This window comes from Protofrankia sp. Cas4 (assembly GCF_963555915.1).
Classification (GTDB): Bacteria; Actinomycetota; Actinomycetes; order Frankiales; family Frankiaceae; genus Protofrankia.
Window position 1 is genome coordinate 1 of the sequence record NZ_CAUVXL010000153.1, and the last position, 15,579, is coordinate 15,579.

16 protein-coding genes and 2 pseudogenes are annotated in these 15,579 nt (G+C 67.7%); 4 read left to right on the forward strand and 14 right to left on the reverse strand.

Going from position 1 to position 15,579, the window contains the following annotated elements; all coding sequences use genetic code 11:
* Positions 1 to 103: 103 nt before the first annotated feature.
* Positions 104 to 510, reverse strand: a pseudogene (locus tag U9979_RS25220) (transposase); the annotation flags it as partial.
* A 581-nt stretch (positions 511 to 1,091) separates the two neighbouring features.
* Between U9979_RS25220 and U9979_RS25225 the strand changes: the two are divergent.
* Positions 1,092 to 1,295, forward strand: a pseudogene (locus U9979_RS25225) (hypothetical protein); the annotation flags it as partial.
* A 300-nt stretch (positions 1,296 to 1,595) separates the two neighbouring features.
* Here the strand turns inward: U9979_RS25225 and U9979_RS13985 are convergent.
* On the reverse strand, positions 1,596 to 2,219 hold the full coding sequence (locus U9979_RS13985; protein WP_322779711.1) for a MarR family winged helix-turn-helix transcriptional regulator: 624 nt from the start codon (positions 2,217 to 2,219) through the stop codon (positions 1,596 to 1,598).
* Positions 2,220 to 2,509: 290 nt separating this feature from the next.
* On the opposite strand from U9979_RS13985, the gene U9979_RS13990 reads away from it, so the two are divergent.
* The gene (locus U9979_RS13990; RefSeq protein WP_416220174.1) at positions 2,510 to 3,574 is read left to right on the forward strand and encodes a Rieske 2Fe-2S domain-containing protein; all 1,065 of its coding nucleotides are present in this window, start codon (positions 2,510 to 2,512) and stop codon (positions 3,572 to 3,574) included.
* A gap of 96 nt (positions 3,575 to 3,670) precedes the next feature.
* Here the strand turns inward: U9979_RS13990 and U9979_RS13995 are convergent, their stop codons facing one another.
* The 3 genes from U9979_RS13995 to U9979_RS14005 all read right to left on the reverse strand — a co-directional run bounded on the left by U9979_RS13995 (position 3,671) and on the right by U9979_RS14005 (position 7,271).
* Entirely contained in the window at positions 3,671 to 4,597 is a 927-nt protein-coding gene (locus tag U9979_RS13995) for an alpha/beta hydrolase (RefSeq protein ID WP_322779713.1), read from the reverse strand.
* A 23-nt stretch (positions 4,598 to 4,620) separates the two neighbouring features.
* Entirely contained in the window at positions 4,621 to 5,724 is a 1,104-nt protein-coding gene (locus U9979_RS14000) for an NAD(P)-dependent alcohol dehydrogenase (protein ID WP_322779714.1), read from the reverse strand.
* Positions 5,725 to 5,813: 89 nt separating this feature from the next.
* A complete protein-coding gene (locus U9979_RS14005) occupies positions 5,814 to 7,271 on the reverse strand; it encodes an aldehyde dehydrogenase family protein (protein WP_416220182.1) in 1,458 nt (485 codons plus the stop codon).
* A 329-nt stretch (positions 7,272 to 7,600) separates the two neighbouring features.
* Here U9979_RS14005 and U9979_RS14010 point away from each other — a divergent pair, with 329 nt between their 5' ends.
* Both U9979_RS14010 and U9979_RS14015 read left to right on the forward strand, forming a co-directional pair.
* Positions 7,601 to 8,563, forward strand: coding sequence for a helix-turn-helix domain-containing protein (locus U9979_RS14010; protein WP_322779716.1), 963 nt, complete (start codon positions 7,601 to 7,603; stop codon positions 8,561 to 8,563).
* Positions 8,564 to 8,647: 84 nt separating this feature from the next.
* Positions 8,648 to 8,869: a hypothetical protein gene (locus tag U9979_RS14015; protein WP_322767767.1), complete on the forward strand. Its 222-nt coding sequence runs from the start codon at positions 8,648 to 8,650 to the stop codon at positions 8,867 to 8,869.
* A 148-nt stretch (positions 8,870 to 9,017) separates the two neighbouring features.
* On the opposite strand, the gene U9979_RS14020 is transcribed toward U9979_RS14015, so the two are convergent.
* The 9 genes from U9979_RS14020 to U9979_RS14060 form a co-directional block, all read right to left on the reverse strand.
* On the reverse strand, positions 9,018 to 9,473 hold the full coding sequence (locus U9979_RS14020) for a formylglycine-generating enzyme family protein (protein WP_322779717.1): 456 nt from the start codon (positions 9,471 to 9,473) through the stop codon (positions 9,018 to 9,020).
* A 2-nt stretch (positions 9,474 to 9,475) separates the two neighbouring features.
* Positions 9,476 to 9,877, reverse strand: coding sequence for a PIN domain-containing protein (locus U9979_RS14025; protein ID WP_322767768.1), 402 nt, complete (start codon positions 9,875 to 9,877; stop codon positions 9,476 to 9,478).
* On the reverse strand, positions 9,865 to 10,113 hold the full coding sequence (locus U9979_RS14030) for an AbrB/MazE/SpoVT family DNA-binding domain-containing protein (RefSeq protein ID WP_416220178.1): 249 nt from the start codon (positions 10,111 to 10,113) through the stop codon (positions 9,865 to 9,867). The genes U9979_RS14025 and U9979_RS14030 overlap by 13 nt, the downstream gene beginning before the upstream one ends.
* Before the next feature lie 9 nt (positions 10,114 to 10,122).
* Positions 10,123 to 10,350 carry a hypothetical protein gene (locus U9979_RS14035; protein ID WP_322779719.1) on the reverse strand — a complete coding sequence of 76 codons (228 nt, stop codon included), beginning with the start codon at positions 10,348 to 10,350 and terminating at the stop codon, positions 10,123 to 10,125.
* A gap of 7 nt (positions 10,351 to 10,357) precedes the next feature.
* Entirely contained in the window at positions 10,358 to 11,425 is a 1,068-nt protein-coding gene (locus U9979_RS14040; RefSeq protein ID WP_322779720.1) for a PDR/VanB family oxidoreductase, read from the reverse strand.
* Positions 11,426 to 11,483: 58 nt separating this feature from the next.
* On the reverse strand, positions 11,484 to 12,713 hold the full coding sequence (gene fdhA, locus U9979_RS14045; protein WP_322779721.1) for a formaldehyde dehydrogenase, glutathione-independent: 1,230 nt from the start codon (positions 12,711 to 12,713) through the stop codon (positions 11,484 to 11,486).
* A gap of 172 nt (positions 12,714 to 12,885) precedes the next feature.
* Positions 12,886 to 13,341 (reverse strand): MaoC family dehydratase, encoded by a 456-nt coding sequence (locus U9979_RS14050; protein ID WP_322779722.1) that lies wholly within the window; start codon positions 13,339 to 13,341, stop codon positions 12,886 to 12,888.
* 11 nt (positions 13,342 to 13,352) lie between these two features.
* On the reverse strand, positions 13,353 to 14,969 hold the full coding sequence (locus U9979_RS14055) for an AMP-binding protein (RefSeq protein ID WP_322779723.1): 1,617 nt from the start codon (positions 14,967 to 14,969) through the stop codon (positions 13,353 to 13,355).
* 4 nt (positions 14,970 to 14,973) lie between these two features.
* The coding region (locus tag U9979_RS14060) for an amidohydrolase family protein (RefSeq protein ID WP_322779724.1) at positions 14,974 to 15,579 on the reverse strand (606 nt) is incomplete at its 5' end.

Genomic DNA, 15,579 nt, shown 5'->3' on the forward strand with positions numbered 1-15,579 from the left:
GCTCCAACCGGGCATTCGCCATTGCGCAGCAGACGCTGGCTGAACTCGACGCATCCGTTCCCATCACGAACGACCGCCAATAGGGAAAACTGACAAGGGGTCTTCGACCTTTGTTGTCGGCGAGTTTCTTGATGTTGGCGTGGACAAGCTGGACCTTGGCGAGAATCTCGTCCGCGGTCGCCGTCCACGTGAATGGCTTCGGCTTGCCGTTCCAGTGGGCGATGTAGTTCCGGATCTGCTGGATGAGAAGCTGCACGGAGGTGCAGGTACCGCGGCGGATCGACTGATGGCTGATGGCTGATGGCTGATGATACCGAACCACGTTTCGATCTGATTGATCCACGACGATCCGACCGGGGTGAAATGGAAATGCACGTGCGGGCTCTCCTCCAGCCATGCCTCAACATCGGGCGTGGTGTGGGTGGAAAGATTGTCCAGCACGACATGAATTTCCTTGCCGGCGTGAGTCTTGACGGCTTTCTTGAGAAAGAACAGGAATTCCGCGCCGTCATGGGTAACTGCCCAAAACTTAAGACCGTTTCGCGGCTTTAATGCCGTTTCGGGATGCGGGGCCCGGTCGTGTCGGGGTGGGACCCGGGTCTGTGACGTGGTGAAGCTCCTGCTGGGACATGGGTTGTCTACGCCCAACACGTCCGAACAGGAGCTTCTGTGGCACAGTCTGCCATGCCCGTGGTCGGGGCGGCCAGGTCCGGGCCTGCTTCGGCCGACGGTGGCGGGGACACCCGGCTGCGTCGGGTGGTGCTGACCGGGATCCGGATCGAGATCAGGTGGCTGCCGGGGGTCCTTCCTCGTCGTCGGGCATCGAGGTGGCCTGGCGGGCTACCTGTGCGCCGATGGCGGCGGCTTCTAGTTCGGCGGGGTCGTCGGGGTAGCTGACCGTGCCGTTGGTGTGGACCCGTACCGCTCGGACAGTGGTGATCCTGCACGGCGACGGGTCTGGATGGTATCGGCGATCTCCGGGTCGAGTGGTCCGACTCCCTGCGAGCGCAGGGCACTGCGAAACAGAGCTGAAGGGCTGGCTGTGGTCGGGTTCTGTGTTCCGCGGAACGCACCGGCTTCGCTACATCGGTATCGAGCGCTACCAGGACACCGACCCGAACCGTTACCTGCGGGAACGCAGGCGCGACCGGTCCCTGCTCTTCGTGGCCGCGACCCGAGCCCCTTCCTGCCCGCCGCCACGCACCCCTGATCGGCCGTGTGCGGCTGATCGTGGAGATGGTGATCGGCGTTTGTTTGTCGTCAGGTACGGTTTTCAGTCGGATAGGCGTACCTGACGACAAACTCGCGTCGATCTTGCACCGAATACTTACACCGGTGGGATTGGCTGAGGAGCTGAGTGTACTGGTAGCTGCTGCTGAGCGCAGCATCCGCAGGGCAGGACTCGACCCGCGGACGGGTGCCGGGTGCGCGCTTTTGTATATTCCCCGCGAAGACTCCCTGGATGGTGATCACACGCTGCTCGTCGACGGTCGGGAGTTCCGGTTGTTGGATGGCTCGCGAGGGGCAGGGTGAGCGGCTGGCAGACCAGAAATACCACCGGTCATCCGGGTTACGACGGGCCGGAGGGAACAGGGCTACGACGCAGCCTGCTCGCCGTCGACCCGATCCGAGGCGGTAGGCCGGTCGGTGCTGGCGGCGACTATCCGGGCGAGAAGTGTCAGGAACGTCGCCTGCTCGTCCGGGGTGAGTGGACCAAGGATGATCTCGTTCATCGCGTCGGCTCGGCGGGCGACGGTGGCGTGCACGGCCTCGCCGCGGCGAGTGAGGCGCAGGACGTTGCGTCGCCCGTCGGCGGGGTCGCGCAGTCGCCGGACAAGACCGCGCTGGACCAGTCGTGCGACCACGTCGGCGACGTTGGAACGGTCGAGTGATGCGCGCTCTCCGACCGTCTTCTGGTCGACGCCGGGCTCGGCGAGCAGGCAGTTGAGCACGGCGAACTGAGGCGGGGTGGTCTCGTCGGACACCGCGGCGTTCCACAGTTGATAGGTCACCTGCTGGAGCCGTCGGGCCAGATGGCCCGGGTGCGCCGCGAGGTTCGCGGGTTCCGCGCGCGGTCCGTCGGGTTGTAGGGCTGACGGCGCCGGCTGGGTAGACGGGGCGGATGATCCGCCGCCGTCGCATTCCGGATCGTCCACATGTCTGGTCAGCGGTCGGTTCCGTCCCTCCCGAAGCGGCGCTCTGGCGGAATTATAGTCCATACGTGGATTCCCCGGCACGCGGTGACGTCGACTGTGGCACTGCTCGATAGCCCCGGACCGCCCGGCGGTACGGCGCCTTGACCGGCTCTTGACGGTGGCTGTCTCAAGTGCCACTCTTAAGTTACTCTGTACACGGAGTATCGCCATACTCCGTGTATCGCGATACACGGAGTATGGCGATGTGGCGGATGGACGGTGTCCGCTCCCGAGGGCGAATCGGGCTGGTCTCCGACGTGCTGGCGGTGTTCCCCTGAGAGCGCCCGGCAATAGGGGCGCCGACGTGAGAGGTGATGAGGGTGTTTCCGCAGAACCAGTGGTATGTCGCGGCTTGGAGCCGTGAGGTCGGCCGCGACCTGTTCGCGCGGACGATCTGCGGCGAGCCGATCGTCTTCTACCGCACGCTGGACGGGCGGGTCGTCGCCCTGGCCGACCGCTGCGTCCACCGCCGCTACCCGCTGTCGCTCGGAACACTGCGGGGCGACGACCTGGAGTGCGGGTACCACGGCTTCACCTACGACTGTTCGGGCACCTGCATCGCGGTGCCCGGCCAGGAGCGGGTGCCGCGAACCGCGCGGGTGCGCAGCTATCGCGTCGTCGAGCAGGCCAACTGGATCTGGGTCTGGATCGGCGAAGAGGCCAAGGCCGACCTCGCCGCCGTTCCGGACAACCACTGGCTCGACGACCCCGACTGGACCATGATCGGCGGCATGGCTCCCCTGCCGACCCGCTACCAACTCCTGGTCGACAACCTGCTCGACCTGTCGCACGAGACCTACCTGCACGCGGGATTCATCGGGACTCCCGAGGTGGCCGCGACGCCCATTCAGACCGAGGTCGACCACGCCGAGCAGGTCCTCCGGATCAGCCGGCACATGCACGGCGTGGAGTGCCCGCCGTTCTATGAGAAGTCAACCGGATTCTCCACGCCCGTCGACCGCTGGCAGGACATCGAGTACCGTCCGGTCTGTTCGTACGTGCTGCATTCACGGATCGCGCCAGTCGGCATACTGCCGGGAGACGACGGCGTAGACACCGGCGCTGTGCACGTAAAGATTCTCTACGGAATAACGCCGGAAACCGAGCACAGCACGTTCGACTTCTGGGCGGTGGCCCGCGACTTCGCGCTGGGCGACGCCGAGGTCTCCGATTTCTTTGAGCGGATGAATCAGGAGGTCGTGCAGCAGGACGTGGACGCGCTCACGCTACTCGAACAAGTGACCGCGAATGAGGAGAAGGTCGGCGGGGTCTCCGAACACGGCCGCGTCCAGGAACTCAGCATCGCCATCGACGCAGGTGCCCTCGCCGGACGCAAAATGATCAGAGAAATGCTGGCATCCCCAACACCGACATCCTGAATATTCCGGTGCGCTCAGCTCACCGTGTCCTGTCCAACGCAACCCCGCCGTGATCGGGCACGACGGGGTGGTGACCACGGGGTGGGCGTTGTCGGATTACAAGCGCAGCACGTTCGCCACGTCCGCGATCAGTTGGTCGACGGCGTCTGCGGCGGCATCCACGACAGCGGTGTGCAGGTGGAAAAGGTGGTCGAGTCCCTCGACCCGCTTCGCGATGACCTTTGTGCCGGCCTGTTCGAGCCGGTGCGCGTACGCTTCCCCCTCGTCCCTGAGAACGTCGTACTCGGCTGTGTAGACCACTGCCGGCGGAAGCCCGGAGAGGTCGACGGCCGCAAGCGGAGACACCAGGGGATTGCTTCGCTGCGCCGGGTCAGGCACGTAGTTCTCCACGAACCACCGGCCGGTCATCGCGTCGAGACCGAATCCGGTCGCATTCTCGGTGTGCGAGGGCAAGGCCATCGTGGCGTCGACGGCGGGCGTCAGGAGGACCTGAGCGGCCGGCACGTTTTCGCCCCGCAGCTCAAGACATGCCGCGGCGGCGAGGTTACCGCCGGCGCTCCATCCTCCGACGGCGACGCGGCCGCCGTCACCGCCGATCTCGCCGGCGTGCTCCCGGGCCCACAGGTAGCCCGCGACCGCGTCGTTCAGCGCTGCCGGAAAGGGTTGCTCCGGCGCACGCCGGTAGTCGACGCTGACCACGACCGCGTCGGCGCCGACGGCCAGGCGCCGGCACAGCCAGTCGTCACTGGCCAGATCGCCGACCGTCCAGCCGCCACCGTGGAAATAGGTCAGCACAGGCCGGCGCCCATCCATTCCCGGCCGGTAGATCCGCACCGGGAGTTCCCCAGCGGGACCGGGCACCATCTGGTCCGCCACGTGCACGACGGGCATCGGGCGGTCAGGTAAAGCCATCAGCTGGGCGTACAGCGCTCGGGCCTGGACGGGTGTGAGCGTGTGGAACGGTGGCAGGCCCGCTGCGGCAGCCTGTTTGAGAACGGCCTCGAATTGCGGATCAACCGGCATGGTGTGCCTTCCAGTTAGAATGTTTAGAATGTGAGCACCGGTTTGATGGTCTTACCTGCCACCATGTCGTCGACCGCGGTTTGGATCTGACTGAACCCGTACTCGGTGATCAGTTTCTGGACCGGCATCCGGCCGGAGCGAACAAGAGCGACGAGAACGGGCAGCAGCCGTTCGGTCTCGCTGTCACCGAGGGTGATCCCGACGACCTGACGGCCCCCCAGCATGGCGTTGACATCGAGCGCCACCTCGGAGCCGAAGGGAGGCGCGCCGACGATGACCGCCGTCCCACGAGCGGCAAGGCAGTCGATCGCCGTCCGCAGGACAGCGGTGTTCCCCGTCGTCTCGACCACGCCGTCGACCCCCGCGCCACCGGTGATCTCGGCCAGCTGTTCGGCGACGCCGCCGTCGGTGGCGTTGACAACGTCGGTGGCCCCCAGCTGCACCGCAAGGCGCAACCGCTGTTCGATCCGGTCGACGGCGATGATGCGTGTCGCCGGTGTGAGGGCAGCTGCCATGATCGCTGACAGGCCGACGGAACCGGCACCGGTGACCGCGATCGTCGCGCCGGGGCGCGGATTCAGGATGTTCCAGACCGCGCCGGCGCCCGTCTGCACGCCACAGCCCAGCGGCGCGATCAGGTTGAGCGCGACGTCGGCGTCCACTTTGACGACGCTGCGCTCGTCGACCAGGGCATGACGGGAGAAGGAGGACTGGCCGAAGAAGTGACCGCCGATCGCCTCCTGCGCCCTGCTGATGGTCGACGAACCGTCGGCACGGACGCCGCCGAGAAGGTTCATCGGAAGCCAGGTCGCGCAGTAGGCCGGGTGGCCGTCCCGACAGTTCCCGCATCGGCCGCAGGAGGTGAACGACAACAGGACATGGTCACCTGGCTGCACCCGACTGACCCCGGAGCCGACGCTTTCCACCACGCCGGCGCCCTCGTGCCCGAGGACGCCAGGCAGGGGGAACGGCAGACCGCCCCCGGCAACAGTGAGATCGGTGTGGCAGACGCCGGCTGCCACCAGGCGCACGACGACCTCGTCGGGTCGCGGGTCGTCCAACTCGACCTCGGACAGTGTGAACGGTTCTCCGGCCTTCTCGACGATTGCCGCTTCCGTCGTCGTCATCCTGGCTGTGTCTCCTTGCTCGGTGGTCCGTGCTCGCGGATTTCGTGGACGTCGGTGCTGGCGCCCGATCAGTCGGTGCTGGCTTGCGATCAGGTGAGCGCGACGATCACGGACTTGACCTGCGTGTACTCGTGCAGACCTTCCGGCCCGTTCTCGCGGCCGTAGCCAGACTGCTTGTAGCCGCCGAATGGCATGGCGGGATCGAGCAGTGCCCAGCCGTTGACCCACACGATGCCCGCCGCAAGCCGTGCCGCGACCCGGTGGGCTCGGGCGACATCGCGGGTGTGCAGGCCTGCCGCGAGTCCGAAGGGCGTGCTGTTGGCGAGCGCGACGGCCTCGTCCTCGTCGTCGAACGGCTGGACGGTCAGCACCGGACCGAAGATCTCTTCCTGGACGAGACGGGAGTCATTGGGCATGCCGGTGATGACGGTGGGGGCGTAGTACGAGCCGCCACCGAGGTCGAGCCGCCGCCCACCGGTCACAATCCGGACACCGTTGGTTGCACGGGCCAGCTGGATGTACTCCTCGACCTTGGCCAGGTGGCGCTCGCCGCCCAGCGGCCCCACGATGGTGGACTCCTCGAACGGATCCCCGACCGGCACGCCGGCGGCGCCTCCTGCGACGGCCTCGACCACTGTGTCGAACAGTTCGCGCGCCACCAGCAGCCGGGTCCCGCCCATACAGAACTGGCCGGTGTTGAACACGAATCCCTGGATCGCCGCGCCGATGGCCGTGTCGAGGTCCGCGTCAGCAAAGATCAACTGCGCTGACTTGCCGCCCAGCTCGATGGTCGCCGGCTTGAGGAACTCACCGGCCAGGCTCGCCACCGACCGCCCGACCGGCGTCGACCCGGTAAAGGCGATCTTGTCGACACCCGGGTGGCGGATGAGCGCCTGGCCGGCCACCGCCCCGCCGGTGACCACGTTCAGGACTCCGTCAGGCACACCGGCTGCCGAGAACAGCTCCGCCATCCGCAGCGCCGACAACGGCGTGTCCTCGGCCGGCTTGTGGACGATCGTATTTCCTGCCGCCAGCGCCGGAGCGATTTTGCTGTTGGAGAGGATCAGCGGGAAGTTGAACGGCGTGATGGCTCCGACGACACCGATGGGTTCGCGGCGGGTATATGCCAGCGCGGGCACGGAAATCGACCGTGTCGACCCGTCGATTGTCTGCGCCAGGGCGGCATAATACTCGTATTGCTCGATCACTGTATTGACGTCGACCACCCGGGACAGTGTGATCGGCTTGCCGACATCCAGGGTTTCCAGCCGAGCCAGTTCGTCGGCGTGCTCGCGCACGAGCTCGGCGACGCGAATCAGGACGCGAGCGCGCTCCCGGCCCGACATCCGGGGCCACGGCCCCTCGTCGAAAGCTCTGCGAGCAGCCGTCACCGCGACGTCGATATCCGCTTCGCCGCCGTCGACCACGGTCTCGACGATCGTCCCGGTCGACGGGTCGATCACCGCGCGACGCTCGCCTGCGACACCTTCGCGCCACCCGCCGTCGATGTACAGCCGGCCCGTCGACACCATTGGTCGACCGGGCATCGCGGTCGTGTCGTCGATAGCCACGGTCACAGCCTGTGTTATTATTTGGTCCACAGTAATGACACCTCCACGCGGCGGAATTCGCCGGTACAGCGATGGCGGTCAGCTGATGCTGAAACGCCTGGTCCGACACACGTCGGTGGATCGCCTGGACTTCTCGTCGCGCTATCGCGAACGCCGGTTCATGCACCAGACTCATGCACCAGACTCAATAGTCAGGATGGCCACGTTCAGGCCAGCGCAGTTGACGACGGGCGCCCTGATTCTTGCGCGCAGGTGTACAGTTCGGCCCTGAAAGTGATCACGAATGCTGGTCGAGGAGGCGAGGAGTGGACAGCACCGGTGCGGCGATGTCACGCTCCTTCGAGGGAGCACGCGACATCGAGCAGTGGCGTCATGCGGTCAGCACTACCTTCGAGACCTTGGAACCGGTCGTGGATGCCGACGGCCCGTTCCACGCGGTGCTGGACGCGACCAGCCTGGGAGAACTGTCACTGCTATCCGTACAGGCATCGCCACACATGGTCGTGCGTACCGCTGCCGCCACAGGAACCGCCGACCGGCCCGTCTACAAGATCACACTTCAGGTGGCCGGTGTCACGGTGCTGGATCAAGATGGCCATGAGTGCCTGCTCCAGCCCGGTGACCTTGTTCTGTCCGACACCGGACGTCCGTACCGGCATAGCAGCCGAGACGACTTTCACCTTGCTGTTCTGATGTTTCCACGCGACCTGGTGCCCCTGCCGCCAGCACTCGTCGAACGGTGGACCGCTCGCGTCCTGCCTTCTCGGGAGGGTGCCGGCGCGGTGCTGAACGCGTGCATGCGCAGCCTGCTGGCCCATGCGCAGTCGTGCGGGACGGGAGCCGGCCATCGACTGGCCGCTGCCTGCATGGATCTGCTCGCGGCGACGCTCGCCGACACCACGGACAGCAGCGCCACGGCTCCGGCCGATGCACGGCGATTACAGATCATCGCCTGGATTCGTGAGCACCTGAGGGACGACGCCCTGTGCCCCGACGCGATCGCCGCGGCCCACCACATCTCGCCCCGGTACCTTCACCGGCTGTTCGAAGATCAGCAGGTCTCCGTGTCCGCCTACATCCGCACCCAACGGCTGGAACACGTGAAAGCCGACCTCGAGAGTCGACTGTTGGCCCGACACAGCATCAACGCCATCGCCGATCGGTGGGGCTTCCACAATCAGCCGCACCTCACCCGGCTTTTTCGGGAACGCTACGGTCTGACGCCGGGCGAGGTCCGCCGCCGCGCCCTGAACCCGGACTCCACCTAAACGGGCTCTTCGCACCTGGCCGGAGGGTGTTTGGGACAGTCCCGACGATGATCAGCCCGGCCTCGGCGAGGAACGGGCGGACCTGTGCCCACGGTCGAGGTGGCACCGCGGGTGACGTGCCAGTGGCTGCGCGCAGCAGACGAGGTCGAACCGTCGATCGTGGGCGATCGCGTCGAGTTCGGCGGCCAGCCCGGATGCCTGCGCGAGTGCGGCGTCGAATGTGTCGGGGTGCAGCAACGGTGGAAGGTGCAGGCTGTGCAGCCGGACGACCCGCCGGTCCTCGGGCTGCCGGCCCGGCGGCGATGATCGTGACCGCGTGGCCGAGTTCCGCCAGGCCGTCGGCGAGCGCGGCGATGCTGCGTTCGATCCCGGCAGGCTCGTCGAGCCGGTAGGGGGGCGAAGACCAGACCGATCCGCTGGAGACGCCGGAGACGCTGAGGTGCCGCACGGGGTGTCATAGATCCCAGACCACCCTCACGTCGATGCCCGCCGATGCCCGCCGATGCCCGCCGATGCCCGCCGATGCACGGTCACGGGGGGCGGCGTTGAGGAACTTCCCGCGGGCGTACAGCGGCAGCGACCGGTAGGAACCACCCCGGATGACCGACCCGTCGCCCAGGACAGGGGTCGATGTCCACTCCCACACGTTGCCGGCAACGTCGCGGAGCCCGTCCGGGGTCGCACCAGCCGGGTGCAGATCTACCGGGGTGGGCTGGCCGTACCGGGAGCCGCGCAGGTTCGCCCGCGCCGGTGTCCACTCCTGGTCACCCCAGGGATAGCGAGGCTGGGGTGGGTAGATCGCGAGGCGGAGGAGGGAGTCACCCTGGTGTTGGGTGGCGACCGACGGAGCCGGGGTACCCGTGCCTCGCGAAGCGATGGACGGGGAGCGATGCGGCGAGCCATTGCCCACGTCTACCGGACAACCTCGACCCGGTCGTCAAGACTCTGCCAGCGTTTGTCGCCGGTAAGTATGGTTTCAGCGCCGACGACGTCGGCGGCAGCAAACACGAGCGCGTCCGGTAGCCGTAGGGACTGGTGCCGCGCCCGCCGTAGCGCGGCCGCAACCGCGACAGCTTCGTCCACAGGATACGGCGGCCCGAATGCGGCGGTGGTGAGCCGTCGGCGCACGGCAACCTCCTCCTCGCTCCGGCGCGCGGCACCGACGAGCAACTCGGCCAGCACGCTCGCCGGTAGCACGAAACCATCACCGGCGTCGCGCCGACGGCGGGCCGCCTGGACCGCACCTGTGTGCAGGGAGTCATCGGGGTCGAACAACGCAAGGACCACGCTCGTATCGAGGACTACCGCTCCCATTCGTTCCTCAACGCGTCGAGGTCGGTCATTGCGGACGACCCCGGAGCAGAGCCGATCAGCTCCTCAAGAGGATCATGGACAACGGTGAGGACGAGCCTGCCGCGTCCATCGGCGGTCACCCGGAGTTCGTCGCCGGGACCGAGCCCCGCCTCCCGAAGCACATCGACGGGCAAGGTGACCTGGTGCTTCCGAGAAACCCGGGTGACACCGGGCCGTCGCTTTACTTCCGTCGCCATAAGTAAAGCTTACGTCCGGCGGTCGACGACGGCGAACGCCGCGGCCTCCACTGCCACGATGTCGATCGCGGCGACGAGCACGTCACCGGCGCGGCGCTGCTCGATGCAGGCGTGGATCATCAGGTTGTCGCCGGGGTGTGACAGCACTGTCACGGCGCGACCGGCGATCCACGTGCCCGGTCGGTACGGACGATGACGGGGCTCGATGGCGAGCCACCTGCCTTGCTCGGAGAACATCGAACCACTACAGATCCAGCACGAGGCGGTCGTGCCTCGCGCGTGAAACGCAGATCATCATCATGTCGTTCGTGGCACGTTCGTCGTCGGTCAGTAGCGAGTCCCGATGATCGACCTCACCATCCAGGACCGCCGTTTCGCAGGTCCCGCAGATACCCTCCGCGCACGAGGACAGGACCCCCAGACCGGCCTCCTCGACCACCTGAAGGATCGACAGTTCCGGCGGCACCGTCAGCGTGATTCCAGAACGCCGGCACTCAACCTCGATCGGCCGGTTGCCGCCCTCGCCCGATGCCGACACCGCCGATACCGCCGACACCGACGGCGACACCGTGGACGCCGCGGCGGCAAACCGTTCCACGTGCAGGGCTCCAGACGCCCACGACGTGCAGCGCGACTCGACGGCATCGATCAGGCCCGCCGGCCCGCAGCAGTACACGAGCGTCGACGGGGACGGCACGCTCAGGATCGCGGCCAGGTCGAGCATCCCGAACTCGTCCTCGGGACGCACCCGCACCCTGTCCCCATAACGCGCGAGCTCGTCGAGAAAGGCCATCGATGCCCGGCGCCGCCCGCCGTAGTGCAGCGTCCAGTCCGCGCCCGCCGCTTCGGCCGCCGCCACCATGGACAGCAGCGGGGTGATCCCGATGCCGCCGGCGATGAACACGTAGCGGGACGCCGCCCGCAGCGCGAAGTTGTTGCGAGGCCCCCGGACATGCAGCTCGGTGCCCGCCTGGGCGTTGTCGTGGATCCAGGCCGACCCACCCCGGCCCGCCGGCTCGCGAAGCACACCGATCCGCCACGTGCCGCAGTCCGCGGCCGGACCGCACAGTGAGTACTGCCGCACGAGCCCGTTGGGCAACACGAGATCGATGTGGGCGCCCGGGGCCCACCCCGGCAGCGGCGTTCCCGAAGCATTCTCCAGCTGCAGGGACACCACACCGTCGGATTCGCTACGCCGGGTATGGACGACAACGCGGCCGTCGAAGTCGAGCCCTCGAGGCGAGCCGACAGCGGCGACACCCGGCGAAGCCACGGTGGTGGCGGGCAGGGTGGTGGCGGGCGGCCCGGTCACGTCAACCATCTCCTCATTTCTCAGCCCGGCGCGCTAACTCCTTGAGGGCGCCCGCTCCTCAGGCGGTGGATGTGGTGCTGGCGAGCAGGCCGTGGGGGTCGAGGACGTACTTGCGGGCCGCACCCTGATCGAAGGTGCGGTAGCCGGCGGGGGCCTGCTCCAGCGGGATAGGGGTGGCGTTGACCGCCTTCGCGATCTGCACCCGGTCGTGCAGGATCGCCATCATCAGCTGTCGGTGATACGTCATCACCGGGCACTGGCCGGTGAACAAGGCGTGCGAGCGGGCCCAGCCCAGCCCGATCCGGATCGACAGCGAGCCGACCTTCGCCGCCTCGTCGGCCGCGCCCGGGTCACCGGTCACATACAGCCCGGGAATACCGATCGACCCGCCGGCCCGGGTGATCTCCATGACCGCGTTCAGGACGGCGGCGGGCGCCTCGGCAGCGTCCGGGGCGTGCCCGCGGGCCTCGAACCCGACCGCGTCGACCGCGCAGTCCACCTCCGGCTCACCGAGGATCTCCGCGATCTGGCCGCCGAGGTCACCGAGTGACACATCGACGGTCGCGCAGCCGAAGCTGCGGGCCTGCGCCAGCCGCTCGGCGTTGAGGTCACCGACGATGACCACCGCGGCACCCAGCAGGAACGCGGACGCCGCCGCGGCCAGCCCCACCGGCCCCGCCCCGGCGATGTACACGGTGGAGCCGGGGCCAACCCCGGCGGTGACACAGCCGTGGAAGCCGGTGGGGAAGATGTCCGACAGCATCGTCAAATCGAGGATCTTCGCCATGGCCTGGTCCCGGTCGGGGAAGCGCAACAGGTTCCAGTCGGCGTAGGGGATCATCACGTACTCTGCCTGGCCGCCGACCCAGCCGCCCATGTCGACGTAGCCGTAGGCCGACCCGGGCCGGTCCGGGTTGACGTTCAGGCAGATGCCGGTCTTGCGTTCCTTGCAGTTGCGGCAGCGGCCGCAGGCGATGTTGAACGGGACGGAGACGAGGTCCCCGGCCTTGATGCACTCGACGTCCCGGCCGGTCTCGACGACCTCACCGGTGATCTCGTGGCCGAGGACCAGCCCGGCCGGCGCGGTCGTCCGGCCGCGGACCATGTGCTGGTCGCTGCCGCAGATATTGGTCGACACCACCTTCAGGATGACGCCGTGCGGGCACTGCCGGCCCACGTTCGCCGGGTTGACCCCCGGCCCGTCCTGTAAGACCAGCCCGGGAAAGTCCAGGTCGACCACCTCGACCCGGCCGGGCTCCATGTACGCCACCCCGCGGTTGTCAGCCACACTGCACCTCCGCACTCGTTCGGAAACAGTCCTTACCGGGTCACGCCTTACCGGTTCACGCCTTACCGGTTTACGCCTTACCGGTTCACGCCTCCCCCATCTCGGTTTTACCTGGTGCCGTCGCAGGTGAATGGTGCCGCGAGACCAAGAGCGACCGGCAACAGGGGACGCTCTAGATGAGAAAGCGGAAGATCGGCTGGGCGACGCACACCGGCTTGCCACCACCGTCGCGCTCGATCACCGCATCAATGGTGAGCTGCATCCCGCCGTCGACCGGCTCAAGTGCCACCAGGGTCGCCGTCACCCGCACCTTGGACCCCACCGGAACCGGCGCTGGGAAACGCACCTTGCCCAGGCCGTAGTTCACCTTGGTGCGGACCTCGCGGACGTCCAGCAACTCCGACCACAGCGGGATCAGCAGTGACAAGGTGAGATAGCCGTGCGCGATCGTCGTACCGAACGGCCCGTCCTTGGCCCGCGCCGGGTCGGTGTGGATCCACTGCTGGTCGCCGGTCGCATCGGCAAAAGTGTCGATGCGGTGTTGGTCGATCTCTACCCACGAACTGGCACCCAGACTCTTGCCGACCAGCGGGGTCAGGTCGGCAAGGGTGTCGACGACTGTGGACACGGTCTGTCTCCTCAATGGAAGGTTGGGGTCCCGGCCGCGGTGGCCGCGCCGGCCGCCGTGGCGCGAAGGTCCTGTTTGCGAACCTTCCCGGTGGCGGTTCGCGGGAGAACCGGGACAAACCGCACATATTTCGGGATCTTGAAGGAAGCCAGCCGGCCCCGCAACGCGGCCCGCAAGGACTCCTCGGTCCAGGCATCCGGGTCAGCGATGACGAAGGCGAATCCGACCTCGCCCCAGCGGTCGTCGGCGACCCCGACGACCGCGGCGTCGACCACGCCCGGCAGCGCGTTGAGCACCGCCTCGACCTCGACCGGGTAGACGTTCTCCCCGCCGGAGATGATCACATCCGTGAGTCGGTCGACGACGTAGGCCCAACCGTCCTGCGCGACCCGCACGACGTCACCGGAGCGGAACCAGCCGTCGGTGAAGGCGCGGTCGGTCTCCGCCGGCCGGTTCCAGTACCCGCTGAACACGTTGAGGCCGCGCACCAGCAGTTCGCCGGACGTCCCCGGCTCCGGCGTGTCGGCCCCGGCGGCCAGTGACACGTCGGTGAAGAAGTGCGGCACGCCGATCGAGATCGGCCGCGCTGCCGCGCCCTGCGGCACCGCCAGGTAGACGCCGGGGCTGGCCTCGGTCATCCCGTAGCCCTGCAGGAGCGGCACGCCACGGCGCTGCCAGGCGACCGCGACACGTTCGGCTACCGTCGACCCCCCGTAGATCACGAAGCGTAGGGAACTGAGGTCCGCCGCGGCGAAGTCCGGATGCTCGCACAACATCTGCAGCATCGTCGGCACGGCGGAGAACGACGCAATGCGCAGCGCGGCGATCGCCGACAGCACGTAGCCCGGGTCGAATCTCGGAGCGACGACAACGGTGCCGCCCTTGAACAGGGTCGGCAGGCTCACCTGTCCGAGCCCGGCCGCGTGGAACAGGGGAGCCATGCAGAGGGCCACGTCGCTGGTCAGGACATCCACGTGCGCCAACTGGTTCATCGTGTTGAACGTCATGTTCGCGTGGCTGAGCACGGCGCCCTTCGGGCGGCCGGTGGTGCCGCTGGTGTAAAGGATCACCGCGTCGTCGGACAGCGCCACCTCCGAACGCACCACGCAGTGCCCCGCCCCGGCCCCCACCGCGGCGTGCAGGAGTGCGGCGTAGCTACCCGGCCCGGACCCGGCCACCGGCACGACCGCGGCGACCCCGTGTGCGGCCGGGTCCACCGCGACCACCAGATCGGCCAGCTCCGGGCCGTAGACCAGGACCGTTGGACGCGCGTCGTCGAGCAGGTAGGCGACCTCGTCCGCCGCCAGTCGGGTGTTGAACGGGACGAAGATCGCGCCTAGCCGGGCGGTGGCGAAGAAGACCTCGAAGGTCGCGATGTCGTTCGGGCCGAGGTAAACGACCCGGTCGCCGTGGCCCACGCCGAGCTCGGCAAACGCCAGGCTCAGACGCTCGACCCGGGCGGCCAGTTCGGCGTAGGTCAGGCTGCGGTCTGCCGATTGCTCGCTGTGCTCGCTGTGCTCTCCATGTTCGCTGTGCTCTCCGGGCTCTGTGTGCTGGCGTAACGCCACGTCTGCGCCGTTGATGCGGGCCCGACGAGCCGGCCAGCTGCCCAGTCCGTAGTCCGGCATCGCGTCATCCTCCTGTCCGCGCCAGCCCGAGCATGCGCGCGGCGTTGTCCTTCAGGATCAGCGGCCGCACCGCCGGTTTGATGTCCAGCGCGGCGAAGTCGGTCAGCCACCGGTCCGGCGTGATCACCGGATAGTCCGAGCCGAACAGCACCTTGTGCTTGAGCAGGCCGTTGGCGGCCCGTACGAGCTGCGGCGGGAAGTACTTCGGTGACCAGCCGGAAAGGTCGATGAACACGTTCGCCTTGTGCGTCGCGATCGAGATCGCCGCGTCCTGCCACGGCACCGACGGATGGGCCAGGACGACGGTCAGCTGCGGGTGGTCCGCGGCGACGTCGTCGATGAGCATCGGGTCGGAGTAGCGAAGCTTGATGCCGCGCCCGCCGGGCAGACCGGCGCCGATACCGGTCTGACCGGTGTGGAAGACAACCGGCAGGCCGAGTTCGGCCGCGGCTTCGTAGAGCGGATAGTGCGTCCTGTCATTCGGGCTGAAAGCCTGCATGGACGGGTGCAGCTTGAGACCACGTGCCCCGGCCGCGGCGAGGTCACGCAGTCGGTCCACCGCGGACGCCCCGTCGTGCGGGTCGACGGAGGCGAACGGGATCACGACGTC